This is a genomic window from Paenibacillus sp. GD4, assembly GCF_030846225.1.
In the GTDB taxonomy this organism is placed as follows: Bacteria; Bacillota; Bacilli; order Paenibacillales; family NBRC-103111; genus Paenibacillus_G; species Paenibacillus_G silviterrae.
This window is the reverse complement of the sequence record NZ_JAVCYK010000001.1, coordinates 1,287,710-1,311,292: the sequence shown is the minus strand read 5'-3', so window position 1 is coordinate 1,311,292 and position 23,583 is coordinate 1,287,710. Positions and strand designations below refer to the sequence as shown.

Annotated in this window: 26 protein-coding genes; 20 read left to right on the top strand and 6 right to left on the bottom strand. The window is 55.5% G+C overall.

The genetic code is table 11. The features are described 5' to 3' along the window. Positions 1–51: 51 nt before the first annotated feature. The 7 genes from RAC89_RS06285 to RAC89_RS06255 all read left to right on the top strand — a co-directional run bounded on the left by RAC89_RS06285 (position 52) and on the right by RAC89_RS06255 (position 5,759). Complete coding sequence (locus RAC89_RS06285) at positions 52–540, top strand: spore coat protein (RefSeq protein ID WP_306612495.1); 489 nt, start codon at positions 52–54, stop codon at positions 538–540. 213 nt (positions 541–753) lie between these two features. Further along, positions 754–1,512, top strand: a complete 759-nt coding sequence (locus RAC89_RS06280; RefSeq protein WP_306612494.1) for a single stranded DNA-binding domain-containing protein — start codon at positions 754–756, stop codon at positions 1,510–1,512. 127 nt (positions 1,513–1,639) lie between these two features. Then, on the top strand, positions 1,640–2,227 hold the full coding sequence (locus tag RAC89_RS06275; RefSeq protein ID WP_306612493.1) for a bifunctional transcriptional activator/DNA repair enzyme AdaA: 588 nt from the start codon (positions 1,640–1,642) through the stop codon (positions 2,225–2,227). Beyond that, positions 2,217–2,783: a methylated-DNA--[protein]-cysteine S-methyltransferase gene (locus RAC89_RS06270; RefSeq protein WP_306612492.1), complete on the top strand. Its 567-nt coding sequence runs from the start codon at positions 2,217–2,219 to the stop codon at positions 2,781–2,783. Before RAC89_RS06275 ends, RAC89_RS06270 begins: the two co-directional genes overlap by 11 nt. Continuing rightward, on the top strand, positions 2,743–3,690 hold the full coding sequence (locus RAC89_RS06265) for a DNA-3-methyladenine glycosylase family protein (RefSeq protein ID WP_306612491.1): 948 nt from the start codon (positions 2,743–2,745) through the stop codon (positions 3,688–3,690). The genes RAC89_RS06270 and RAC89_RS06265 overlap by 41 nt, the downstream gene beginning before the upstream one ends. A gap of 64 nt (positions 3,691–3,754) precedes the next feature. Continuing rightward, a complete protein-coding gene (locus RAC89_RS06260) occupies positions 3,755–4,048 on the top strand; it encodes a phasin family protein (RefSeq protein ID WP_306612489.1) in 294 nt (97 codons plus the stop codon). 28 nt (positions 4,049–4,076) lie between these two features. Beyond that, complete coding sequence (locus RAC89_RS06255) at positions 4,077–5,759, top strand: ABC1 kinase family protein (RefSeq protein WP_306612488.1); 1,683 nt, start codon at positions 4,077–4,079, stop codon at positions 5,757–5,759. An 11-nt stretch (positions 5,760–5,770) separates the two neighbouring features. On the opposite strand, the gene RAC89_RS06250 is transcribed toward RAC89_RS06255, so the two are convergent. Further along, on the bottom strand, positions 5,771–5,968 hold the full coding sequence (locus tag RAC89_RS06250) for a hypothetical protein (RefSeq protein WP_284641268.1): 198 nt from the start codon (positions 5,966–5,968) through the stop codon (positions 5,771–5,773). A gap of 186 nt (positions 5,969–6,154) precedes the next feature. Between RAC89_RS06250 and RAC89_RS06245 the strand changes: the two genes are divergently transcribed. The 3 genes from RAC89_RS06245 (at position 6,155) to RAC89_RS06235 (ending at position 9,007) form a co-directional block, all read left to right on the top strand. Continuing rightward, the gene (locus RAC89_RS06245) at positions 6,155–6,454 is read left to right on the top strand and encodes a hypothetical protein (RefSeq protein ID WP_284641267.1); all 300 of its coding nucleotides are present in this window, start codon (positions 6,155–6,157) and stop codon (positions 6,452–6,454) included. Positions 6,455–6,554: 100 nt separating this feature from the next. Next, the gene (locus RAC89_RS06240; protein ID WP_284641266.1) at positions 6,555–6,938 is read left to right on the top strand and encodes a DUF423 domain-containing protein; all 384 of its coding nucleotides are present in this window, start codon (positions 6,555–6,557) and stop codon (positions 6,936–6,938) included. A 146-nt stretch (positions 6,939–7,084) separates the two neighbouring features. Next, entirely contained in the window at positions 7,085–9,007 is a 1,923-nt protein-coding gene (locus tag RAC89_RS06235) for a putative bifunctional diguanylate cyclase/phosphodiesterase (protein WP_306612487.1), read from the top strand. On the opposite strand, the gene RAC89_RS06230 is transcribed toward RAC89_RS06235, so the two are convergent. Continuing rightward, on the bottom strand, positions 9,004–9,534 hold the full coding sequence (locus RAC89_RS06230) for a hypothetical protein (protein ID WP_306612485.1): 531 nt from the start codon (positions 9,532–9,534) through the stop codon (positions 9,004–9,006). The genes RAC89_RS06235 and RAC89_RS06230 overlap by 4 nt on opposite strands. Positions 9,535–9,712: 178 nt before the next feature. Between RAC89_RS06230 and RAC89_RS06225 the strand changes: the two genes are divergently transcribed. Further along, positions 9,713–10,015: a YunC family protein gene (locus RAC89_RS06225; protein ID WP_306612484.1), complete on the top strand. Its 303-nt coding sequence runs from the start codon at positions 9,713–9,715 to the stop codon at positions 10,013–10,015. Positions 10,016–10,130: 115 nt separating this feature from the next. Here RAC89_RS06225 and RAC89_RS06220 read toward each other — a convergent pair whose 3' ends face one another. After that, positions 10,131–12,110, bottom strand: coding sequence for a beta-galactosidase trimerization domain-containing protein (locus tag RAC89_RS06220; RefSeq protein WP_306612483.1), 1,980 nt, complete (start codon positions 12,108–12,110; stop codon positions 10,131–10,133). A 159-nt stretch (positions 12,111–12,269) separates the two neighbouring features. Between RAC89_RS06220 and RAC89_RS06215 the strand changes: the two genes are divergently transcribed. Continuing rightward, on the top strand, positions 12,270–13,145 hold the full coding sequence (locus tag RAC89_RS06215; RefSeq protein WP_306612481.1) for a helix-turn-helix transcriptional regulator: 876 nt from the start codon (positions 12,270–12,272) through the stop codon (positions 13,143–13,145). Positions 13,146–13,212: 67 nt separating this feature from the next. Further along, positions 13,213–13,926, top strand: a complete 714-nt coding sequence (locus RAC89_RS06210) for a FadR/GntR family transcriptional regulator (RefSeq protein WP_284641260.1) — start codon at positions 13,213–13,215, stop codon at positions 13,924–13,926. An 8-nt stretch (positions 13,927–13,934) separates the two neighbouring features. Here RAC89_RS06210 and RAC89_RS06205 read toward each other — a convergent pair whose 3' ends face one another. Both RAC89_RS06205 and RAC89_RS06200 read right to left on the bottom strand, forming a co-directional pair. Then, positions 13,935–14,363, bottom strand: a complete 429-nt coding sequence (locus RAC89_RS06205) for an Hsp20/alpha crystallin family protein (protein WP_306612479.1) — start codon at positions 14,361–14,363, stop codon at positions 13,935–13,937. A gap of 73 nt (positions 14,364–14,436) precedes the next feature. Further along, positions 14,437–15,180, bottom strand: a complete 744-nt coding sequence (locus RAC89_RS06200) for an SDR family NAD(P)-dependent oxidoreductase (RefSeq protein ID WP_306612477.1) — start codon at positions 15,178–15,180, stop codon at positions 14,437–14,439. 146 nt (positions 15,181–15,326) lie between these two features. Here RAC89_RS06200 and RAC89_RS06195 point away from each other — a divergent pair, with 146 nt between their 5' ends. The 4 genes from RAC89_RS06195 (at position 15,327) to RAC89_RS06180 (ending at position 19,038) form a co-directional block, all read left to right on the top strand. Next, a complete protein-coding gene (locus RAC89_RS06195; RefSeq protein ID WP_306612475.1) occupies positions 15,327–16,076 on the top strand; it encodes a (Fe-S)-binding protein in 750 nt (249 codons plus the stop codon). Next, on the top strand, positions 16,054–17,526 hold the full coding sequence (locus RAC89_RS06190; protein ID WP_306612473.1) for a LutB/LldF family L-lactate oxidation iron-sulfur protein: 1,473 nt from the start codon (positions 16,054–16,056) through the stop codon (positions 17,524–17,526). The genes RAC89_RS06195 and RAC89_RS06190 overlap by 23 nt, the downstream gene beginning before the upstream one ends. Continuing rightward, a complete protein-coding gene (locus RAC89_RS06185; protein ID WP_306612471.1) occupies positions 17,516–18,283 on the top strand; it encodes a LutC/YkgG family protein in 768 nt (255 codons plus the stop codon). Before RAC89_RS06190 ends, RAC89_RS06185 begins: the two co-directional genes overlap by 11 nt. 164 nt (positions 18,284–18,447) lie before the next feature. Then, positions 18,448–19,038, top strand: a complete 591-nt coding sequence (locus RAC89_RS06180; protein ID WP_306612470.1) for a hypothetical protein — start codon at positions 18,448–18,450, stop codon at positions 19,036–19,038. A 94-nt stretch (positions 19,039–19,132) separates the two neighbouring features. Here RAC89_RS06180 and RAC89_RS06175 read toward each other — a convergent pair whose 3' ends face one another. After that, positions 19,133–20,845, bottom strand: a complete 1,713-nt coding sequence (locus tag RAC89_RS06175) for an ABC transporter ATP-binding protein (RefSeq protein ID WP_306616055.1) — start codon at positions 20,843–20,845, stop codon at positions 19,133–19,135. Between the two features lie 224 nt (positions 20,846–21,069). On the opposite strand from RAC89_RS06175, the gene RAC89_RS06170 reads away from it, so the two are divergent. Genes RAC89_RS06170 through RAC89_RS06160 form a run of 3 tightly spaced genes read left to right on the top strand, consistent with a single transcriptional unit; the run spans position 21,070 to position 23,563 of the window. After that, complete coding sequence (locus RAC89_RS06170; protein ID WP_284641253.1) at positions 21,070–21,819, top strand: IclR family transcriptional regulator; 750 nt, start codon at positions 21,070–21,072, stop codon at positions 21,817–21,819. An 18-nt stretch (positions 21,820–21,837) separates the two neighbouring features. After that, a complete protein-coding gene (locus RAC89_RS06165; RefSeq protein WP_306612469.1) occupies positions 21,838–22,611 on the top strand; it encodes an SDR family NAD(P)-dependent oxidoreductase in 774 nt (257 codons plus the stop codon). 43 nt (positions 22,612–22,654) lie between these two features. Next, complete coding sequence (locus tag RAC89_RS06160) at positions 22,655–23,563, top strand: fumarylacetoacetate hydrolase family protein (protein ID WP_306612468.1); 909 nt, start codon at positions 22,655–22,657, stop codon at positions 23,561–23,563. The last annotated feature ends 20 nt before the right edge of the window (positions 23,564–23,583 follow it).

Sequence of the window (23,583 nt, the reverse complement as noted above, 5' to 3'; positions counted from 1 at the left end):
TTGACAACACACATATACTTTTTTGTACAATAAAAAAAGGAGTGTGTTCCTTTGAGCCCTCAAAGCAGACCGAATCACCTGGCGTGGCATGAAACCTTGGAGCTGCATGAGCTTGTGGCATTCCAGACCAGCCAGTTAGTCTCGTTCAAAAAGAAGCTGCCCAGCCTTCAAGACCGGGGCCTGTACTCCCTTTACTCTGAAACGGTAAAAATTTTGGAGAAGAATCTTACGGAGCTATTGCAATTTTACCCTAAAGCTCCTGAAATGCGGAGCAGCGGCGATATGCCGGAGCTGCTCGGCGCAGAGTCCGCCCAGCTGCTTGCTTTTGCCAAAACGGCTGTTCGCAATTACGCTATCGCCATCACGGAGACCGCTACCCCTCAGCTAAGAGCTGTTTTTCAAAAGCAGCTGATAGGTGCGATAGAGCTGCACGGGAAAGTATTCCAGTTCATGTACGAGCGCGGATTGTACCCTGCCTATGATTTAAAAGCATTGCTGGCCAATGATGTTACGAATGCCAAAGCGGCTATCTCCTTGTAAGGCGACAAGAAAATTACTAAGATCGCTCTACCGGCTATTATGGCAGGTGGTCAGCGATCTTTTTGCTGTTCCGGCAATATGTATAATTTGGAAACGATCGGGAGTTACTAAGGGTAGGAGATTAATAAACACTTAACATAAAACGCGGTTGGAATTAACACGAGCCGTCTATGATGGATGGAGTAGGAGATCAAGCGAAGGAGGACATTTCTAGTGAACACCTTAACCATCAAAAGAGGGAGAAGGCTGTCGGTGCTGTTATTGCTGCTTGTACCGCTTGTGCTTTGGTCGGTGCAGGAGGTGCTGGCACAGCATGTATTCCTTCAGGAGGATCGTGTTCAGGAGATGGAGATAGGGCTGGTCAAGGCGCGTGATCTTCCTGTTCTTTCCATTCTGGAAGCGAAGGACTTTATCGGGCAGACGGTGAGGATCCGCGGGATTGTTACGACGGAGGAAATCACGCGGCAGGGCAATATCCGATCCGTTCATATACAAGATGCTACCGGCGGGATTCACTTAAGCGCCTATGAGGGAATGACCCTTCAAAAGGGAGACCAGGTGCAAGTGATCGGTGCCATTGCAGATGACAAAGGATTAATGGAAATTCGGCCTCAGTATGGAGGTCTTGCGATAATAAAGACCGATCAGGCTTTGCCTCCGGTGAACGTACTGACGGCCGGCGATCTGAAGGATGCAAGAAAGCTTGAAGCATTAAAAGGGACCGTCGTTACAATCAAAGCGCAGCTGAAAGAGATCCCGCAAGAGGCTCGAGACGAGGGGGTACTGATCCCTCTTCAGGCGGGGGAAGGAAGCAAGCTGTCGTTGCGTCTTCCGAAAGGGACGATCAAGCCCTCACAGCTTCAGGTTGGAGGCATATATGAGGTGACGGGAATTCTTAGCCAGCACCGGCAATATCAAATTTTGCCGCAGCATATCGAGGATATAAGCTTAATCAGCCCGCCGCGCGGGTAGGTTAAGCTTTTTTCTTGTGCTTCGACGTGGGACTATCGAATTCTTGCTCTCCTATTGCGATTGTATTATCACACGCTGAACGTTGGTTTATAATGAGTGTCACGAGGAGCTAGGGAGGTGGGTTCGTTTGCAATACGATCAAGTGTTCGAAGCGGTGTATGAGACGATATTGAGCCGGGATACACGGCATGACGGTGTGTATTATGTCGGTATCGTCACCACAGGTATTTTCTGTCGTCCGTCCTGCCGTTCGCGAACGCCGAAGCGGGACAATGTGAGGGTCTACAGCAGCATAGAGGAAGCCCGGCACGCAGGGTTTCGGGCGTGCAAGCGCTGCAAGCCGGACGACCCGACCCCGCATGGACCGGATGCCGAGCTGGCTGAAGCTTTGTCCGAGCTCATCCGGCAGCGCTACCGGGAGAACGGCCTCACACTGGAAGCGATGGCCGCCGCCCTTGCTATCAGCCCTTACCATATGCAGCGTGTGTACAAAAGGGTCACCGGGTTGACCCCTTCGAAGCGGCTGCAGCAGGTCCGAATCGAAGCGGCGAAGCGCTGTCTTCATGAGACGGATCGGCCGATTGCCGACATTGCCAAAGCAAACGGGTTTGGGACGGCCGCCCATTTTTCCTTTGTATTTCAGAGAAGCGAGGGCTGTGCGCCTAATGAATATCGAAACCGAATAACAAAGAAGGAGAATACCGATGAAGAATAACCGTTCATGTACGGAGGTGTACTGGGACACCTTACTTCACCCTTTATTCGATAACAGGCCGATTTACTTGGCGGCGACGGAGAAAGGGTTATGCCGAATTACATGGCCGACGGAATCGTTCGATACGCTGCAAAGCTGGGTGCTTAAGCAAATACCGGATGCGCTGCTGATAGAGAACGGATTGCCGTTAGCAGAGGCCGCCGAGCAGCTGCGTCACTATTTTGACGGGCGCAGGGATGCTTTCTCGCTGCCCCTGGACATGCGGGGGACCCCGTTCCAAATCCGTGTATGGCAGGCGCTAAAGGAGATTCCTTTGGGCCAAACGAGAAGCTACTCCGATATAGCCGTTGCGGTAGGAAGCCCGGCCGCAGTCAGAGCCGTAGGGGCTGCTAATGGAGCCAATCCGATTCCGATCGTTGTTCCTTGTCATCGGGTCATCGGCAAGAACGCGGCATTGACAGGCTTCCGCGGAGGAATCATGACGAAGCAGAAGCTTCTGGAACGGGAGGGCTTTCATGATTACACCGGGAAAGCGCACGCAAGATTTCGGTTTTGATCCTGAATCCGGTGTGGTTACGATGACGCTTCCGGCGAGCTTCAGCTATAGTGAAGCCTTGCATTATCTTTCGAGATCGCCGCTGGAATGCTTGCATCTCGTGGAAGATCGGCGTATTTATAAGCTGCTGGAGCTAGAGCCGCTGGAGGAGCCGGTCCTTATTGAAATTTCCGAGCAGGAGCAAGGCTGCCTTCTGCTTCGCTCGGTTGAGGGCAAGCCCCTAAGCCCTTCCGCCGGACAAGCGGCCGTCTCCTATATACAGGAGTGGTTCGACCTAAAGCGGGATGTAACGCCCTTCTACGTTATGGCCGAGCGGGACCCGCTGTTAAGCAAGCTGGCGGAGGATTATGCGGGGCTGCGGATCATCGGCGTCCCGGATCTGTTCGAGGCGTTGAGCTGGGCGGTCGTCGGGCAGCAGGTCAATCTCACCTTCGCTTATACGATGAAGAAGCGTTTGGTGGAGTCCTACGGCTTGCGGAAGGAATGGAACGGCCGTACACTCTGGCGGTTTCCTAAGCCGGCCGATATCGCGAGCCTTACGGTGGAGGAGCTGAGACAGCTCCAGCTCACAACCAAGAAGGCGGAGTTTCTCATCGGCATCGCGAAGCTTATGGACAGCGGAGACCTTACCAAGGAGGCTCTAGCTTCGGCAGCGACGAGTCAAGAAGCTGAGCGACAGCTGACCTCTATCCGCGGAATTGGACCGTGGACGGCAAACTATGTAATGATGCGATGTATGCGAGACACGTCCGCCTTTCCGATAGGCGATGCCGGCCTTCAGAACGCGCTGAAGGCGTCGCTCCAACGTACGGAGAAGCCGTCCGCCGATGAAATCAGAGCCATCTTCGAGCCGTGGCATCCTTGGGAGGCCTACGCGGTCTTTTATTTGTGGAGAAGTCTTTCCTAAGCGGATATGCATATTTTTCCGTCAGGAAGAGGATACTTTTCCTAAAAAATGCGAGGTATGGTTCATGAATGATTTGTTCAGAAAAGCGTTATCGCTAGGTGTCGGCATTACTGTGCTCAGCAAGGAGAAGATTGAGCAGCTGGTGGAGGATTTGGTGAAAAAGGGTGATGTGGCGCCGGACGAATCCAAGGAGCTGGTTACTCGGCTGGTGGAAAAAGGGGAGCAGCAGCAGTCGGAGATCAAGCGCATGGTTCGTGAGCAGCTGCAGAAAGTGATGTCGGAGCTCCAGGTTGCCACGAAGGAGGATATCGCACGGCTCGAACAGAGGATCGAGAAGCTGGAAACCCCGACTTCGTAGACGGTAAGCGGGAAAGGAGGGGTTCGTAATGGGCAAGCGGATTCGCCATATCAATCGGTACCGGGATATTGCTCTGGCGTTCACCCGGCACGGCTTCGGCTTCCTGGTCGAGGACCTCGATCTTCTCAAAATCTCTTCCGTCCCGAGCAAAATCCGGTTTTTCGCCAAAGGCGTAGAGCGAAAGTCGATCGGAGAGCGAATCCGCCTCATGTTTCAGGAGCTGGGGCCAACCTTTATAAAGCTTGGCCAAATTGCGAGCACCCGGGCGGATTTGGTGCCGGAATCGATCCTGGAGGAGCTTGTGAAGCTTCAGGACCAGGTGGCTCCGTTTCCTTTCGAGCAGGTAAGAGACATTGTACGATCAGAGCTTGGGATGGAGCTGGAACAGCTCTATTCCTACTTCGGAGAGACCCCGCTCGCAGCAGCCTCCATCGGGCAAGTCCATGAGGCGGTGCTTCGAACCGGGGAGAGGGTGGCGGTCAAGGTGCAGCGCCCTCACATCACGGTCAATGTTCGAACGGATCTTGAAATTTTGCAAAATCTGGGCCAGCTCGCGGAAAGCCGGTTCGAATGGGCCCGGCGCTACCAGCTTCGCAAAATGATTCAGGAGTTCGGCAAATCGCTGCTGCAGGAGCTGGATTACACCATCGAGGGGAGAAATACCGAGACGATCGGCAAGCAGTTCGAGAAAGATCCTTTTGTTCGTGTTCCCCGCGTTTACAAGGAGCTGACGACCAAGAAGCTGCTGACGCTGGAGTTCCTCGACGGAATCAAGCTCAGCCATATCGAGCGGCTCCAAGCGGACGGCTACGACGTCAAGAAGATCGGCGAACGGCTTATGAAGGCGATGCTGCAGCAAATTCTCGTAGACGGCTTCTTTCATGCGGATCCCCATCCGGGCAATCTGCAGGTGCTTCCGGGCGGGGTTCTTGCGTTGATGGATTTCGGTATGGTGGGGCGGCTGACTCCGGCCATGAAGCGGCACTTCGCCAACCTGGTCATCGCGCTGATGCGTCAAAGCACGCCGGCCGTTATGAAGGCGGTGCTGGGCATGGGGCTGGTTACACAGGATGTGGACATTGCCGAGCTTGAGCGGGATGTGGACAACCTGCGGGACAAGTATGTAGGTATCCCGTTCAGCCAGATGAGTCTTGCCGAAGCGGTCAGCGATTTGCTGGGCGTGGCGAACCGCCACCAGGTGAGGATTCCTCCCGATTTCATTCTGCTCGGGAAGAGCCTGATGACGGTCGAAGGTGTGGTTCAGCAGCTGGACCCCGAGATCAGCGTGCTGCGAATCGCCGAGCCGTTCGGCCTGCGGCTGCTGAAGGATCGCTTCCATCCCCGCAATATGGCTACTCGATTCCAGGAAGAGCTGTCGGAGTATGGGGACCTAGCGCTCAAGCTTCCGAAGTATGTGAAGGATCTGATGAAGGTTGTCAGAAAGGGCAGGGTAGAGATCAGCCTCTTCGACCTGGACCGGCTGATGGCCAGGATCGATCTAATCAGCGGCCGGCTGATGTTCGGCATTGTACTGCTCTCCTTCAGCATCCTGATGTCGGGGATCATTATCGGCACCTCGCTGCAGCGTCAATCCGGTATCCTCTGGAACATTCCCGTGCTGGAGATCGGTACGCTGATCGCGATTTTCCTGCTGGTCTGGCTGCTGTTCGCCTATGCCGTGATGCGGTCGGGAAAGAAGCCTTTCGATTAAGGGCTCTGCGCTTATACTCTGGTTTTTGTCAAAATGCAGGGTACACCTTTGCCAACCGCTCCCGGCTCGCTCATTTTTTCCAGATACCGAAGTCCTCGGGTACATTTGCGGCAGCGCTCACATACATCGGATGTAACCACCTTCATGTGATACTGCTTTTTATCCGATGAGGGGGTATTTTTTTTGCCTTTCGTTTTTTTGCCGCCCATGGTCGATCCTCTCCTTCATGTACAATCATGTTGCATAGTATGAGGGAACGACGCAAAAGGGAACGAATCCAAAGGTAGAAGGAACTGGGTACTTTGCACTAAATTTACACGAAGCAAGGAGGGATAACCGGGAAGGGTGTCGAATGTCTTAGGGAGCATTCATTCTCGCAGCAAAGGAGGATTAAGATGAAGTACCTTATCAGCCAATCCGTCAAAATTGTCGACATGAACGATGAAATTTTAACCGAGGTGCTGTTCGAGCACGGTGAGTTCGAATCCCCCGCCTTGTCGATCGGCACGTCAGTCATTACGTACCAGCTAGGTTTGAAGGAGTTTCAGGTGGTGTTTGACATGCGGGAAGGAAAGCAGCACCGCGTCAAAATTATCGATATAGAGGTGGATTTGATCCGTCAGCCGACAACCACTCGCGCGTATCTGGAGCCGGTCACCTTGATCGTAGGACAGCATGATATCGGACAAATGTAATGGGCTGTGAAGCCGCTTTTCTGACGCGTTAAGAAAAGCGGCTTTTTTTGTGCTAAAATAAGTCTGTCCAATATACTGTGGAGGAGCGGTGTTCCATCCGATGACCAAATCACCTAATCATACCTTTCTTATGCTTGGCGGGTTGTTTGCTTTGCTGTCCGTTGCTCTTGGGGCCTTCGGAGCTCATGCGTTGAAGGAAGCCATGCCTGCGAATTTCATGGCGAATTACCAAACCGGGGTGCAGTATCAGATGATGCATTCGCTGGGTCTTATTGCCGTTGGCCTGGCTGCGGCCGTGCTGCCGGACACCGGACATTTGCGGCGTGCCGGCTGGTCGATGGCGATCGGCATCGTGCTGTTTTCCGGGAGTCTCTATGTGCTTAGCCTTACGCAAATCACCAAGCTCGGTGCGATTACTCCGCTCGGCGGGGTAGCGTTTCTATACGGCTGGCTGTCTCTTATGCTGGCTGCACGAAAGAAATAAGCGGGGAAGAAAGCCGTCCGATACCGGATGGTTTTCTGCTTTTTTACGGCAGGAAATCACCTGTGGAGCGTAGAATTGCTTAAGGGATATCCTAATTTCAGGAACAAAAGCATGTCCAACCGAAAACAGCGGAGGGGGCAAGAGTGATGAGAGACCAGCCGGATTCCAGCACTCCTCAAGGGAGGAGGCGTTTGTTCCCATGGTTATTGTATGGCTACGCTCTGCTGTGCACGATCTTTGCCTTCTGGACGGGACAGAAGCTGTTATGGGCCTTGATGGCCTTGGGAAGTCTGGCTTTGGCTTCCATGCTGTATCACGGTGCCGCGAGGCGGACCGGAGCTTCTAGGACTAGGGAAAGCGCCGGATTTTACGATGCTTTGCTTCATCATAATCCGAACGCGATCGGGGTGATCGACTCCGGCGGCAGCTTCAAACGAGTGAACGCTACGGCCGAAAAGTTGCTCGGGTATTCCGAATTGGAGATGCTGGGGCAGCCGCTTCACGCGATCTTAGCTTTCGACAGGAGCGATAAGGTGCAAGCCTTCTTCGCGGAGCTGAGTAGAGGGGCGCCTGTTTCCGTCAAGACGACGGTGCAGCACAAGGAAGGCTACCGGGTGGATCTGGATGTTACGGCCGTTCCCTTCAATGGAGGGCAAGGGGATGATGACATCATGCTGATCTGTCAGGATATTACGGCCAGCATGCGAACGGAAGAACAGATTCGTCATTTGGCGTATTACGATGATATGACCGGATTGCCGAACCGCCGGCTGTTTGTTCAAAGCTTGAATCAAGCCATCGCCCGTGCGGTCAAGAGAAACCGTATGTTGGCAGTCTTTTTCGTCGATCTGGACCGGTTCAAAATGGTGAATGACAGCTTCGGGCATGACTATGGGGATATGCTTCTGCTGCAGGTGGCCGAGCGAATCACCCGTTCCGTGACGGAGAAGGATTTCGCCGCGCGAACGGAGGGAGATGAATTCGCGCTCTATTATACGGATATACATAGCATTGAGAATGTGGCGGAAATTGCCGAGGGGATCTATAAGGAGCTGGAGGAGCCCTTCATGCTGGAGCAGTACCAGCTTCATGTGACCGCCAGTATTGGAATTGCGCTGCTGTCGGAAGACGAGGAGGATGCCGCCGCATTGATGAAGTGCGCGGATATTGCGCTGACCCGTGCCAAGGAAAAAGGGAAAAGCAACTATCAGGTGTTTAATTCCGATATGAAGTCGGTGTCGTTGAAACGGCTGACGCTGGAAAATGAGCTGCGCAAGGCGTTTGCGCGGGAGGAGCTAATGCTACATTATCAGCCGCAGATGGAGATAAGCACAGGACGGATCGTCGGCTTCGAGGCGTTGGTCCGCTGGCGCCATCCCGAAAGGGGGATGATTCCTCCGATGGATTTTATCCCCTTCGCGGAGGAAAGCGGACTGATCGTTCCTATCGGCGAATGGGTGATGAAAGAGGCTTGCCGGCAAAATCGACGGTGGCAGACGATGGGCTTCGCGCCGGTGCCGATCGCCGTAAATTTATCGACCCGCCAGTTTCTTCAGCACGATCTTCCGGACAAAATCGCCCGGGTGCTGCAGGAGACCGGACTTCCGCCCGAGCTGCTGGAGCTGGAAATTACCGAAAGCAGCACGATGGACGTGGACTACGTCTCCGAGCTGCTGCAAAGCTTGAAGAAGCTTGGCGTCAAAATCAGCATCGATGACTTCGGCACAGGGTACAGCTCGTTATATTACTTAAAACGGTTCCCTATCGATAAGCTGAAAATCGATCAATCGTTTGTGCGGGATATCATGACGGATCCTAACGATGCGGCCATCGTGGCTTCGATCATTGCCATGACACGGCATTTGAACCTTCGGGTCATAGCGGAGGGGGTGGAGACGAGGGAGCAGCTCGACTACTTGTACAGCAATCACTGCAATGAAATTCAGGGGTATTGGTTCAGCCCGCCGTTAGAAGCGGGGCAAGCGGAGCGGCTTCTGCTCCAGCAGAACGCCGCGGCTGCCTCTGTCTCTGAATCGGCCGCGGCCAGCGAGCGGAAGCGTCCCAATTAATCGGCGGTAAAATCATCGATTTCGTTGATTTTAAATAAATATACCTTCTTCTCATCTACGTGATATACGGTCACGTTCCCGACGGAGGGATCCGTGCTTAAGATGCGGCAGGGTATGCTAAGCTTGACGCCCTTTCCTTTTACTACGGTTAAGCGAATCAGCTTGTTGCTTTCCTTCAGCTGCTGCAGCTGCTCCCATATCACTCGATGCGGATCGTCCTTAGCTGCCTGCGCACCGGAATCATGCGCTTTCCCTTGAGGCTTTCCCGGCGATTCCGTTCGGGAGGCCTCTTTAGGCTGCTTAGCCGCATCAGGAGCACTGCTTGTCCCCTTGTCCTTCAAGATCGCCTGTTTTAAGGCGACTTCAATTTTCTTGCCCAGCTCGATCCCCTGCTTTACCTGGTAATCCTCGACAGAGCTGCTGTTCAACAACTGCAAAAGCTTTTCCAGTGCACGCCCGTTGGTATCTTCTTCGATCATGATGTCGACGTTGAACAAAAACTTCCGTTTCTGCGGTTCCTTCTCCAAAGGGTTGCCTCCCTGCTATCCTAATACCCACTACTATATCATGTTTTTCCCAAGTAACCAAAGCGCAAGCTTTGCCCAGTGGCGCCCGGTTTGCGATCAGCGTGGAACGGTTCTTCAGCCGGCTTCATACATTATATAAGGCATGATTTCCGATTGATGCATAAGGGGGAATGTCGTTATGATGCGAGTGGAGCCGGTTGAGCTGGATGGACGTATCGCGCTTGCCATTGAAGTGAAGCTGCCGAAGACGACCCTGCTTGTTGTCACTACGGATAAGGGCTATATCATGTGCGGAGCGCTTGACGTAGGTCTGCTGAACGAGAAGCTGAAGGACCGGCATATTATCGCAGGGCGGGCCACCGGAGTGCGCACGATAGAGGATTTGCTGGAGGCGCCGCTGGAATCGGTTACGTACGAGGCGGAAGCGCTGGGGATCGTAGCCGGCATGAAGGGCCGGGACGCTGTAATGAAGATGTTCTAAGATGAACAATCCAACGACAGTCCGATGGGGCAGCCCAAGGGCTGTCGTTTTTTAATGAATGGAGATACAGAAGCCCGCCCTTACGAGGGAGGGCGGGGCTGAACACAAGAGAGGCTTATACGTCGATTACGACCATTTGATGGCATTCGAGCTTAGGCAAAACATATTGAACGGTACCGTCCGCGTCCTGAAGGAAAGGAAGCTCCACCTGCTGTGGGGCCAAATATACCCGCTTAGCCTTCTCCTTCAGCTTGACGGCAACCTCCGTTTCATACAAAGGAACGATGTCTTCAATAACCTCGATTCCTTTCCCGCGTTTTACGGGAGAGGCATACAGCAAATGATGGATATAGCGGTTCTCCGCAGACTGCTTCGTTAACGTCACGACCCCCTGAGCCGGCAAGCTTGTGCGCAGCGTCTTAACCGTTCCCAGCAAGCGGTCAAGGGCAAACTGTACCGTTTCCTTCAGAATGAGGCTGCCGTTATTGGCATAATCCTCGAACACATTCCACGCGATATAAATGCCGCTCGGGCTTTCCACCATTCCCGGTCCGCTATTTTGCAGAGCGCTTGGCGTATGCTTGTGGGAGCAGAATGTAAACACATCCCGGTTAAAATAAGGATTCTCCCGATGTCCGAGCAGCGTGCCCTGATCGGTCAATTCCACCTGCTGCCCCTGAGAGTAGAAGATGAAAGAGGCCTCCGGCAGGCTCTTCAGCTCGAAATGCGGACGAAAGTAATCCGGCTGATAAGGATTGGCTCCGATATACCGTACGCCGAGGTCCAATGCAAAGGCGGAGCCCTCCGTGTTCAGGCCCGATGTGCCGGTGGCCAAAAGTTTTCCTCCTTGTGCCGCGTACGCCTTCAGCTTGGAAGCGAGCGCCTCCGACACCGGAATGCGATCCGGTAAAATGACGGCGCGATAAGGCGAAAGGTCGCTCTCCAGATCGACAACGTCGAACAGGAATTTGCCCTCCAGCAGCATCCGGACAGCTCCAGTATCGGAGTCGCCGGTGCGATCGCTGCGGGATTCCTCCCCTTGGGAAAGGACGGCCTCCACTGTGAGAAGAGCTACATCGGCTACGTTCCTTGCCTCAATGCACCAGGCCTCCTTTTGCTCCACTTCTGCATAAGCCGCTCCAATGATAGAGTAAGTGGCCGGGTCCATCACCCCCTCCGGATGAAGCTGGTCGCCGATCGAGCAGCGCGCGCCGTTCGCCAGGCTTAACGCCGTCTCATAGCGCAGCGCATTCGGATGCTTGTAGCCGCCGAACTCGCCCCAGGAGGTGTGAAACTTCCCGGTCATGCCGAGGAACGGCATGCCGAGGCCTTGGGCATAGCGGGCCGACAAAGGAAAGTGGTCATAGCCCCAGCCGCCGGTAGGCAGCGACTCCAGCTCCAGATGGGTGTTCATTTGCGCCAGGTCGCGTCGTCCGCGCCGGATATGACCGCCGTTATGGAATACCGGCAGTCCCGGCTTCACGGCGTCAATGGTTTCACGAACGCGGCGTGTATAGTTGGCATAGGTGCGCTCCCCTTGCTCTAGGATAGCGGCCTTGTCTCTGGGATCCTTTCCATCGGCCAGCAGCCGGTTCACACAGGTGTGGCAATAGCACTTGCGGACGCCCACGATGTCAAGAAAAATGCCGTCCGCGTCATAATTGCGTACAACCTCGTCGATCTGTCGAAGCAGGATGTCCAAATAAGGCGTGTTTAAGCAAAATTGATGATATCCCGGCTTCATGAACCCGTCGACCCAGTTCGTATTATCGTTGATGTCGCGAATCAGCCATTCCGGATGACGGCGGGCCAGCTTCTCATCCAGTCCTGCCGATAAATACACGGGGGCTTTGACACCGATTTCATGAGCGGCCTCAATCATGGCCCCCAGCAGGTCGAAGTCTAGATGCGGATGCATTTCATTCTCCCGGGTAGGATGATAAGCCCAGCCGTGATGGCATTTGGAGAACACGGTGATCGAATCTACATGGCCTTTGCGGAGCATGTCCTGAAACTGTCGCTTGTCGAAGCGGCTGCCGATACCGGCGATCGCCTCCGACGTATGAAAATCAAGGTGAACCTGACGAAAACGCATAGCTGCCATCTCCTCCTAAGGGGATATATGTACCTTCCGAAAACACCTTTACCTCCTAACTATAGTACGTATTTTGGAAGAGAGCATAGGTACGGTCGCGACCAGTTATAGCACATTTTCGACCATTTGCATTATAATGAATCCAAAGGGGGGAGCGTGATGGTGGATTGCTTGCAGCTGCGCATTCCGCCGCTGCCGCAGTTTCTGACCGGCGGGCATTCGGTGTGGCCTGTAGGGATGCAGCACTTTGAGCGGATCTTTGAGGTGTACGATTTATTGCTTGTTTTTGACGGGACTATGTATATGACGGAGGAGGACAAATCCTACAGCATTCGTGGCGGGGAGCTGCTGCTGCTGGAGCCCGGACGGAGACATGTCGGTCTGAAGCCCTGTGAGGAGCCGACGGATATTTATTGGGTGCATTTCAAGCATGAGCTCCCGCACGGCCGCCTCCAAGACAAGCAGGTCGAATGGTCCGTACCGGTGCGGGCAGGCCGGGATCAGGATCTGACGCCGCAGGAGCAGTTCCTGTATTTGCCGAAATACGGCGCTTTCGACCGGACGGCCCTCAAGCCGATTTTGGACGAGCTGCTTCAGCTGCGGTCCACTTTGACGATGGATCATGCGGTGGATATCCAGGTGCTGCTCGGCCGGCTGCTCTCCGCGCTTCAATCGTCCTTGCGTTCGGACCGGAGAAGAAGCCGCTCGTATGCCGTGGCCGAGCAGGTGATGCGATACCTGGAGGCAAGAACGGGAGAGGGATATCAGGCGGGCAGGATGGCCGAGGAGCTGCACTTTGACGAGGATTACGCCGCACGCTGTCTGCGCAAGCATTACGGAATGAGTCCGCTTCAGTACCATAACCGGCTGAGGATGGAGGAGGCGAAGCGGCTGCTTCGGCACAGCACGCTGGCCCTGCCCGAGATCGCGTCCCTGGTAGGCTATGGCGACTATAACTACTTCATCCGCATGTTCCGCAAGACCGTCGGATCGACTCCCGGCGCTTACCGCAATCAAGCGCAGGGGTATGTATAAGCGTTGTGTATCCTGTTAAAGCCTGTATAATGTTAGGTAACAGAACGGACGATAGGGGCTGGAGCGGATGGAGATACAGAAAATTACCACGCGCAAAATTTATGAGGTGGTCGCCGAGCAGATCAAGGAGCAGATTGTAAGCGGTGCCCTGAAGCCGGGAGAGAAGCTGCCTTCGACGAAGGAGCTGTCCGAGCGGTATCAGGTAGGCCGGTCCACGGTTCGGGAGGCGTTAAGTGCGCTGAAGGCGATGGGACTTGTCGAGGCGCATCAGGGCGAAGGCAGCTATGTGCGCATCATCGAAGCGCAGGATGTGGAGCTGCCGGAGCTGGGTTCCCTGCTGATGAGCCGAGAAACCGTGATGGAGCTGATCGAGGCCCGCCAGGCGCTTGAGATCTCCAATGCGGCGCTGGCGGCGGAGAAACGGACGGAAGCGGATCTGGAGCGGTTCGAGGCGGTGCTGAAGCGAATGGAGGAGCATCTGGGGGATGAGGTCGAGGGCGAGCGGACCGATCTCGAATTCCACCTGATTCTGGCGGAGGCAACGCATAATTCGATCATGATGCGCATGATCGATTCGATCTCTTCGCAGATGCAGGCGGCGATCCGCGAGACGCGCCGGCTGCAGCTGTACGCTCAGAAGGAGGTCGCCCGGCAGCTGTATCAGGAGCATAAGGCCATATTTCAGGCCATCCGTGACCGCAACCCGGCTGCAGCACAAGAGCAAATGCAAAAGCACCTATTCCATGTGGAGCAGGTGCTGGTCAAATTTCTAAAGAAGTGAGCTGCGGCTTACTTCTTTTTTTTGCGCTCTTGTCCTGCGGCAGGCTTCTGCAGGCGGATTTCCAGAATGCCGTCACGGAACTGCTTCCTCGGCCTCTTGGACAGCACCGGCGAGGGAAGTCGGAGAATCTTCTGCCGCTTGCCCGGGATACCGGATATCATTAGCTTCATCTCATCAAGTGTCAGCTTAACGGAGCGGGGGGATACCTGCTCGGGCAGCAGCACTCTGACGATAATGGAACGATGGGTTTCGAACAGGTCGGCGCTAATGCCGGAGAACCGGGACACCTGCAGCTGTCTTAGTGACCGGTCCATCGCACCGTGAAGCTCCCGCCGCACAGGTTCCCGGCTGCCCTTTAGCGAAGCCAGCCGTTTCCGCACCACATGCTCAAAGACGCTCCAGCCTTCGCCGAACGCCTTCTCGAATCGCTCATTCATAGGCAAAGCCCTCCTTTGACCTATGGGGATATCACAGGATATGCAGGAGGGCCCAGGATGGTTCCTTATAAGCTTATTGCAGGTCTCTTACGTCAGCAATGGAGCCGAAGCCGCAGGAGTCGCTGTGCAGGAAGCGAAGCACCTGCTCGGCAGCCTGCTCAGGCGAAGTAAGCTGCCCGGAGCGCTTGAGCTCAAGGAAGCGGTCAAGCTGAGGAAACGCCTCCGGGCTTGACGAGCGGATTTCCTGCTGCATCTGTGTGTCGATGACGCCGGGAGCGAGCGAGGCGATTCGCACGCCGTGGGCTTTGCCCTCCTCCTCCAAACCCACACAGCGGGTGTAGTGGTCGAGTCCCGCTTTCGATGCGCAGTAGCTGCTCCAGCCGGCATAGGGCTTGCGTCCGGCCCCGGAGGAGATATGCAGCACCCGTTTATCGATAGGCAGCTTAGCGCTGAGCCGGATAAAGGCGGAGGTCAGCAGCATCGGCGCCAGCAGATTGACTTGGACGTTCAGGGAGACCGCATCCGGCTCCGAATCGGCGGCGGGCGCAATCGGCCCAAGAACGCCGGCGTTATTGATCAAATATAGCGAGGTCAGTCCGGAGGGAAGCCGTTCAAATAGTCTCTGCATCAGCGCTTCAAGCTCATGACCCGCGGACAAGTCTTGCGTAAGGTAGGTGACGCGATCGTCATCCGATGGAGCTGGGTGAACGGTGCGCGAGACGCAGATCAGCTTCTTAGGCTCAGCATCGTTTAACATCCGGGCGGCCATCGCTTCACCGAGTCCGCGGGACGCTCCGGTTATGATATAGGCTTTCATAATAAGCAACATCCTTTCGTTTAGATCCGAAGTCCGATGTAAGTATAACATTTTTTTGGCGGGGGTACTTTTCAAAATCAAACTTATCTGATAACCTGACAAGTAAGAGATCATGATCCGAATTTTGCGAAAAGAGGGGACTTCAGGTGCGCGTATCCTTGTTCATTACTTGTCTCGCCGATAACATGTATCCTCAGGTAGGGGAAAGCGTCGTTCGGCTGCTGCACCGGTACGGGTGCGAGGTTGATTTTCCGGAGATGCAGACGTGCTGCGGTCAGCCCGCTTACAACAGCGGCTACCAGGATGATGCGAGAGAGGTTGCTCGCAATCTGATCCGTGCTTTCGAGCACAGCGATTACGTAGTGTCGCCGTCGGGTTCGTGTACCGGTATGGTGCATCACTACTATCCTCAGCTGTTTGAGAATGAGCCGGAGTGGAAGGCCAAGGCCGAGAAGCTGATCGACAAAACATATGAGTTTACCCAGTTCTTGGTGAATGTGCTGGGGATTACGGATCTTGGCGCTGTCTTCGGGGAAAAGGTCACTTACCACCCGTCCTGTCATGCCACGAGGCTTCTGGGCATTCGTGAGGAGCCGATGAAGCTGATGGAGAATGTCGAAGGGCTGGAGTTCATTGATCTGCCGAAAAAAGAGGACTGCTGCGGCTTCGGCGGTACGTTCGCGGTGAAGATGGCGGATATGTCGGAAGCGATGGTATGCGAGAAGGCGGCTAATGTATGCTCCACGGGGGCTAGCGTGCTCTGCGGAACGGACATGGGCTGCTTGATGAATATTGAAGGACGCTTGAACAAAGAGGGGCGTCCGATTCGGGTGATGCATCTGGCGGAGCTGCTGGAGGAAGGGGTGAAGCGCGGTGAGTCTGCAGGCAAAAAGTGAAAAGGAATTGATCGGCACCGGGCTGAAGCAGCGTACGGAGGAGGCACTGGCGAACGACTTCCTGCGCAAGGCGGTGGCGTACACGACGGATAAACTGAAGGGCGGCCGTCTGAAGGCGGCGGATGACTTCGGCAACTGGGAGGAGTGGCGTGACCGCGCAAGGCTCATCCGGAAGCATGTGATCGACAACCTCGACTATTATTTGACTCAGTTTACGGACAATGTCGCTGCGGCGGGCGGTCACGTGTACTTCTGCAAGACCGCAGAGGAAGCGGTCGCAACGTTCATGAAGCTGGCGGAAGAACGCAAGGCGAAGCTGGTGGCGAAAGGGAAGTCGATGGTGTCCGAGGAGATTCACCTCAATCATCACCTGGAGGAGCGCGGGATCGAAGCAATTGAGACGGATCTCGGCGAGTATATTCTACAGCTGGCGAAGGAGACGCCGTCTCACTTGATCATTCCGGCGATCCATAAGAATAAGGGTCAAATCGCCGATATTTTCTCCGAGGAGGCGGGAGAGAAGCTCGAGCCGGAGACGAAGGTGCTGGCGGGGTACGCGAAGCAGCGGCTGCGCAATTATTTCCTGGAGGCCGATATCGGGCTGACCGGCTGTAACTTCGGCGTGGCCGAGTCCGGGGCGATTACGCTGGTGTCCAACGAGGGCAACGGCCGGATGGTGAGCACGATTCCGAAGTGCCATGTCGTGATCATGGGCATGGAGCGGCTCGTGCCGACGTACGACGATCTGGAGGTCGTGCTGAACATGCTGGCGCGAAGCGCGACGGGGCAGAAGCTGACGACCTACACGTCGATGATTACGGGCCCGCGACGCGAGGGCGAGCTGGACGGACCGGAGGAGCTGCATCTGATCGTCCTCGACAACGGACGTTCCTCGCAGCTTGGCGACCCGGTGTTCCAGGAGGTTCTGCACTGCATCCGCTGTGCGGCGTGCTTGAACGTATGCCCCGTGTACCGGCACGTGGGCGGCCACACCTACGGAAGCGTGTACAGCGGCCCGATCGGGGCTGTGCTGACACCGCTGCTGCAGCAGGACATGAAGGAAGCGGGACAGCTGTCCTACGCTTCCAGCCTGTGCGGGGCCTGCCACGAGGCGTGCCCCGTGAAGATTCCGCTGCACGATATGCTCGTGCAGCTGCGCGCGCGCAAGGTCAAGCTGGGGCTGACCCCGCTTGCCGAGCGCGCCGCGTTCCGCACGTTCCGAACCGTGTTCGGGAACGTGACGCTGTACCGTATGGCGACGAAGTCCGCCTACTATGGGATGAAGCCCCTGGTAAGCAAGGGGGGCTTCATCAGGAAGGCGCCGGGGCCTGCCGCCGGATGGACGCAGTCGCGCTTCCTGCCGATGAAGCCGAAGCAGTCGTTCCGCGACCGGTGGGCAACGCTGCAGCAGGAGCTTCAGAAGAAGGGAGGCACTCACGATGGCCAATAAGACGGGGATCATTCACGGACGGGAGGCCTTCATCGGCAATATTTCGTCGCGGTTAGGACGCAGAGCGCCTGCGGCTGCCGTTCCGGAGCATCCTTATCGCGGAGCGCCGGACTTCTACAAGGCGGTACAGCGGACGACGGAGGAGCGGATGGAGCTGTTCGAGGCGAACTGGACTGCGCTGACCGGCAAGGTGCTGGTGGTTGACGAGGCGGAGGCGCCGGAGAAGATCGGCGCTTGGCTGCGTGAGGTTGCCGCCGAGCTGAAGGTCACTTCCGTCTCCCGCTGGGAGCATGAGGGACTGAAGGCTTTAGGTCTCGACGCTGCGCTGGCTGAGAGTGGTATCGAGGTCGTGCCTTGGCGGGAAGAGGAGGCGGGCTCGGAGGAGGTCGCCGCCGAAGGCTCCAACTGGTCGAAGCGCAGCGAGCTGCTGCGCCGGACGGAGCGCTGCCAGCTCGGCATCGTTTGGCCGGACTATGCGGTGGCCAACACCGGCACGCTGGTGCTCCAGTGCTCGCGTGAGAAGGGCCGATCGGTCAGTCTGCTGACCGAGATTTTGTTCGCCGTCTTCCGGGCGGATCAGCTGGTGGACCGCATGGGCGAGGCGTTCGCGAAGATTACCGACGGCAAGTCGCACGCATCGGATTATGCCTCCTCGCTCAACCTGATTACGGGCCCGAGCCGCAGCGCGGATATTGAGAACGACCTGACGATCGGGATCCACGGACCGGGGAAAGTGTATGCTGTGATCATCAAATAAATGGATGAATAAAATAACCTTCCGAAATTCTTCGTATTTTTACGAGAGCCGGAAGGTTTTTTGCATGTTTTGCCGAATTTTCTGTAGAGGCTTTGCGGGGAGGTCCGCGAAAGAGGCTTTTTTCTTATGAACGGGAGAGGACTACATTGAGCAGTGTGAACGACATGTTGCATTTTTTCTTGAAGGATGTATTGCAGTTTTTCGAAAAGCGCAAATTGGCCCGGGATCTGTCGGACTGTGATTTTGCTTTGGCCGGGCAGGTTTTATATAAAAAGTACGGGCAATCCTCGTCCATTAACGAGTTCTCCCAGCTGTTGGCGGGCTATCTGGGCGAGCCTTGTCTGGAGCGTGCGCTCGAGCTGATCGAGAACAATTCGGCGCTTACGATTTATTTTGTGGAGTGTAAGCCGAACGGCTATTACTCGCGCAAAAACAACAAGCTGTCGCCGGAGTACACGGACCATATCGGCCTCGCGCCGGTGGCTGCCGGAGCGGAAGGGGCAGGGGAGGATGCGGAGGAGGACTACACGCCGGATATCAACAAGTTTCCGAATGTGCTGCCGACGATCCGGAACTATATCGAGGATCTGCAGATGGAAATCGACCGCTGCCGCAGAGAATTCGATATCCATATGAACATGACGGAGAGCCGCAGGGCTCAGCTGGAAGCGTGGATCTCTCAGTGCGAGCAGGGGATCGGTGAGTTCGAGGAAGCAATCCGCGTGCTCAACCGCCATTCGCGAAAGACGATGTAGAGAGGCAGCTGCCCGCTTTATCACAATGACACAAAAGGAAAGCCCGCCGGCGCGACGATGCCTCCGCATCGCCCCCCAGCGGGCCTTTACTTCGTTATACCGTCTGCGCCTGGTGCAGGCGGCTGTACAGTCCTCCTGCGGCAAGCAGCTCGTCGTGGCCGCCCTGCTCGGCGATGCCCTGCTCCGTCACGACGACGATACGGTCCGCGCTCCGGATTGTTGCGAGCCGGTGCGCGATCACCAGCGTCGTACGGCCGACGGACAGCTCCGCCAGCGCCTGCTGGATCGCCGCCTCCGTCTCCGTGTCGAGCGCGGACGTCGCCTCATCCAGGATGAGGATGGGCGGATTCTTAAGGAACATCCGCGCGATGGCGAGACGCTGCTTCTGACCGCCGGACAGCTTGACGCCGCGTTCGCCGATCTGCGTATCGAGCCCCTCCGGCAGCGCCTCGATCAGCTCCCCGAGCCGAGCCCGCCGTGCGGCATCCAGGATCTCCGCCTCGGACGCCTCCAGCTTGCCGTAGGCGATATTTTCCCGCAGCGTTCCGGTAAACAGGAACACATCCTGCTGCACGATACCGATCTGCTTCCGCAGGCTGGCGAGCGTCATGCCTCGAACATCGAGCCCGTCGATCGTGATTCGGCCTTCCTCCACCTCGTAGAAACGCGGAATCAGGCTGCAGAGTGTCGTTTTGCCCGCCCCGGAGGGTCCGACGAAGGCTACGGTTTCTCCGGCCCGAATCGCCAAATTCACGCGGCTTAATACTCTTGCGTGCCCCTCGTAGCCGAAGGAGACCCCCTCGAAGCGGATATCGCCCCGCAGCGTTTCTACCCCCACAGCTCCCGGCTGATCCGCCACATCCGGCTCGGTATCCAATATTTCCGTAAACCGCTTGAAGCCGGCCATCCCTTTCGGGTAATTTTCCAGAAATGCATTAATTTTCTCGATCGGTTTAAAGAAAATGTTGATCAGCAGCAGGAACCCTACAAACGCCCCATAGGTCAATTCCCCCTGCACTACAAACCAGGCGCCGCAGATCAGCACGAAAAGCGAGATCAGTCTCATGAGCAAATACATCCCTGAGGAGCTGTAAGCGATAATGCGGTAGGACGCCAGCTTCGCTTCCCGGAATTGATGGTTACTCTGATTGAACTTCTTCATCTCGTACGGTTCGTTCGTAAAGGTCTGCACGACGCGGATTCCCGATACGCTATCCTCGACACGCGCGTTCACCTCGGCGATCTCCGAGAACATCCGCTTGGCCGCCTTGACCAGCTTCAGGTTGCAGGCCACTACAAGCCAGATCAGCAGAGGCACGATGAGAAAGGTGAGCACGGCCAGCTTCCAATTAATAGTGAGCATCAGGAAGAACGCCCCGATTAAGGTCATGACCGCGATGAAGAGATCCTCCGGCCCGTGATGTGCCATTTCCCCGATTTCAAACAGGTCGTTCGTCATTCGCGACATCAAATGCCCGGTCTTGGTGTTGTCGAAAAACCGGAACGACAGCTTCTGAATATGGCTGAACAGCTGCTTCCTCATATCGTATTCAATGTTGATGCCAAGCTTATGTCCCCAATAGGTAACGACGTATTGCAAAAAGGTGCTGATGCCGTATAAAACGAGCAATCCGACGCAAGCCCACACAATCAGAGGCCATTGCTTGCCCGGCAGCAGGTTGTCAACGATCCACTTGACCGCAAGCGGAAACGACAGCTCCAGCAGAGCGGCTAAGACCGCGCAGCCGAAGTCGACCATAAACAGCGTTTTGTAAGGGCGATAATAGCTGAAAAATCGCTTTACCATATCCAATCTGTAACAACCTCCTCATTCCATAACACGTACTCGTATCATTTCAGTCAGTATAGGTCGGCGCAGGGGTCATGGCAAGGGAAAAATCGGCTGAAATCCGTTTTTCCGGCCGGAATTTATTCGTTGACACCTTTTGGAGACGGGTGATACTATGTTTATGTCAGTATATAAAACTGCGGTTTATTATACAAAACCAAAACTCGGAGGCTTCTGTCATCATGGACAAAAAATATTGGGTTCCCGCCCTGGAAAAAGCAAACCATGTGCTGCAGACCATCGCCGAAGAGCCCTCCGCTTTGAAGCTGATTGATATCTCCAAAAAGCTGGGCATTAACAAAAGCTCGTTATTCTCTCTGCTTGCCACTATGGAAGCTCTGGAATGGGTTGTCCGGGAGAAGGATGCGACCTACTCCTTAGGCTCGAAGCTCGGGCTGCTCGGCAACGTGTTCTTCAAGCAATTCACGCTCATCGACCGGTTCAAGAAGGAAGCCTCGGTCACGAAGCACGTCATTCAGGAAACGATTCAGCTCGCCAAGCTGGAGCAGCATGAGGTGCTTTATTTGGCGAAGGAAGAGATGCCTTCCCAGGTCAAGCTGACGTCCGAGCCCGGGATGAAGCTTCCGGCCCATTCCACGGCGTTAGGCAAGGCGCTGCTTGCCTGGCTTCCTGAGCAGGAGCTTCCCGAGCGGTTTCCGCAGGAGATGCTCGAGCCGCTGCTGACGCCCTATACGGTGAAGACTCGTCAGGAGCTTGTGGAGCATTTGAATCAGGTGAGGGAGCGCGGCTTTGCTTTTGACCTGCAGGAGGCGGTGGTGGGGTTCTGCTGTGTCGCCGCACCCGTGCGCAATGCCCAGGGAGAGGTCATCGCTGCGATCAGCTGTTCGATGTTCCAGCATGTTTGGGAGCAGAAGAAGGAGCTCGCGCAGAAAGAAATTTGCGATTTGGCCGCAAGACTTTCACATTATTAAGGAAAAGGAAGTGAGCCCGTGAGACTGCAAAACAAAATCATCCTTATTACCGGATCCGGCTCCGGTATCGGCAAGAGCTCGGCGCTGCTGTTCGCCAGCGAGGGCGCGACGGTCGTCGTGAACGACCTGCAGGAGGATAAAGGACAGGAGACAGTAAGCGAAATTCGTCAAGCCGGAGGAGAGGCCTTATTCATCCAGGCGGATGTGACGGACCCGGAATCCGTCAAGGCGATGGTCGACGAGATCATCGAACGGTTCGGGCGAATCGATGTGCTCTTTAATAATGCCGGGATCAGCGGCGTGGGCGCCATTCACGAGGTGGAGCCGGATGCTTGGGACCGGGTTATCAGCATCAACATTCGCGGCGTTTTCCTCCCAAGCAAGTATGTGCTCCCTCATATGATGGCGCGCAAAGAGGGCTCGATCATCAACATGTCCTCCTGCATCGCGGAGATCGGCTTGGCGCGCAGGGCGTCCTATTCGGCAACCAAAGGCGCCGTGCTGGCTCTGACCAAGTCCATGCAGGTGGACTATGCACCTTATAATATCCGTGTGAATGCGCTGCTGCCGGGTACCATTTTGACGCCGTTTGTGGAAAATTATCTCCGAACCTCCTATGACGATCCCGAGGCAGCGGTAGAGTCCTTGAAGAAGCGTCAGCTCAGCGGAGATCTCGGACGGCCGGATGATGTGGCGAAGGCTGCCTTGTTCCTAGCATCGGATGAATCGAAGTTCATGATGGGCTCACCCCTTTATATTGACGGCGGAGTCGTGTTTGGCAAGAATGCGTAGGCAGCAAGCATAAGCATATTACCATTAGGAGGTCATCGCACTTATGAAACTTTTAACCTTTATCGATAACGGCTCGCAGCAGCTTGGCGTGAAGACAGATCGCGGTGTAGTACATATTACGAAAGCGCTTGAAACCGTTGCGGCGGAAGGGCCTATCGCGACGAACGTGCATCAGGTCATCGAGGGCGGAGCAGCGGCGACGGCGGCTTTGCAGGCATTCGTGGATAAGGCACTGGCTGCGGGAGGAAGCGAAGCCTATCTTCTGAACGAAGAGGAGCTGACGCTCGGTCCTGCCGTGACTCATCCGAACAAAATCATCTGCGTCGGCCTGAACTACCGTAAGCACGCGGAGGAAACGAATGCGCCGATTCCGCAGTACCCGATTCTTTTTAACAAATTCAATAACACGCTCACCGGCCATGGGGCCGACGTTCCGCTTCCTGTTCGTGTAACCGACAAGGTGGACTATGAAGCGGAGCTCGTGATCGTCATCGGGAAAACGGCAAAGTATGTGTCCAAAGAGGATGCGCTCAGCCACGTATTCGGTTACTGCAACGTAAACGATCTCTCGGCACGCGATCTGCAGCTTCGTACACAGCAATGGCTGCTCGGCAAAAGCTGCGACGGCTTCAGTCCGCTCGGTCCTTATCTTGTCACTGCCGATGAGGTGGGCAATCCGAACGACCTGAGCATTCGCTGTATCGTGAACGGAGAAGTTCGCCAAAGCTCCAATACCTCCGATATGATTTTCCATTGCGACGAGATTGTGAGCTATATTTCGCAGCACATGACCCTGGTGCCGGGGGACATTATTCTTACCGGGACACCGGAAGGCGTTGTGCTCGGCTACCCGCCGGAGAAGCAGGTGTACCTCAAGGACGGCGATGTGGTGACGATTGAGATTGAGAAGCTCGGCTCCTTGACGAATCGTATGGTGAATGAGCAAGCGTAATTGATTTCTCGTGAATGAGG

Coding starts and splice junctions, on each gene's coding strand:
- RAC89_RS06270 (WP_306612492.1), top strand. CDS start 2,217: ATGAAGAATAACCGTTCATGTACGGAGGTGTACTGGGACACCTTACTT.
- RAC89_RS06265 (WP_306612491.1), top strand. CDS start 2,743: ATGATTACACCGGGAAAGCGCACGCAAGATTTCGGTTTTGATCCTGAA.
- RAC89_RS06260 (WP_306612489.1), top strand. CDS start 3,755: ATGAATGATTTGTTCAGAAAAGCGTTATCGCTAGGTGTCGGCATTACT.
- RAC89_RS06255 (WP_306612488.1), top strand. CDS start 4,077: ATGGGCAAGCGGATTCGCCATATCAATCGGTACCGGGATATTGCTCTG.
- RAC89_RS06250 (WP_284641268.1), bottom strand. CDS start 5,968: ATGGGCGGCAAAAAAACGAAAGGCAAAAAAAATACCCCCTCATCGGAT.
- RAC89_RS06245 (WP_284641267.1), top strand. CDS start 6,155: ATGAAGTACCTTATCAGCCAATCCGTCAAAATTGTCGACATGAACGAT.
- RAC89_RS06240 (WP_284641266.1), top strand. CDS start 6,555: ATGACCAAATCACCTAATCATACCTTTCTTATGCTTGGCGGGTTGTTT.
- RAC89_RS06235 (WP_306612487.1), top strand. CDS start 7,085: ATGAGAGACCAGCCGGATTCCAGCACTCCTCAAGGGAGGAGGCGTTTG.
- RAC89_RS06225 (WP_306612484.1), top strand. CDS start 9,713: ATGATGCGAGTGGAGCCGGTTGAGCTGGATGGACGTATCGCGCTTGCC.
- RAC89_RS06220 (WP_306612483.1), bottom strand. CDS start 12,110: ATGCGTTTTCGTCAGGTTCACCTTGATTTTCATACGTCGGAGGCGATC.
- RAC89_RS06215 (WP_306612481.1), top strand. CDS start 12,270: ATGGTGGATTGCTTGCAGCTGCGCATTCCGCCGCTGCCGCAGTTTCTG.
- RAC89_RS06210 (WP_284641260.1), top strand. CDS start 13,213: ATGGAGATACAGAAAATTACCACGCGCAAAATTTATGAGGTGGTCGCC.
- RAC89_RS06205 (WP_306612479.1), bottom strand. CDS start 14,363: ATGAATGAGCGATTCGAGAAGGCGTTCGGCGAAGGCTGGAGCGTCTTT.
- RAC89_RS06200 (WP_306612477.1), bottom strand. CDS start 15,180: ATGAAAGCCTATATCATAACCGGAGCGTCCCGCGGACTCGGTGAAGCG.
- RAC89_RS06185 (WP_306612471.1), top strand. CDS start 17,516: ATGGCCAATAAGACGGGGATCATTCACGGACGGGAGGCCTTCATCGGC.
- RAC89_RS06180 (WP_306612470.1), top strand. CDS start 18,448: ATGTTGCATTTTTTCTTGAAGGATGTATTGCAGTTTTTCGAAAAGCGC.
- RAC89_RS06175 (WP_306616055.1), bottom strand. CDS start 20,845: ATGGTAAAGCGATTTTTCAGCTATTATCGCCCTTACAAAACGCTGTTT.
- RAC89_RS06170 (WP_284641253.1), top strand. CDS start 21,070: ATGGACAAAAAATATTGGGTTCCCGCCCTGGAAAAAGCAAACCATGTG.
- RAC89_RS06160 (WP_306612468.1), top strand. CDS start 22,655: ATGAAACTTTTAACCTTTATCGATAACGGCTCGCAGCAGCTTGGCGTG.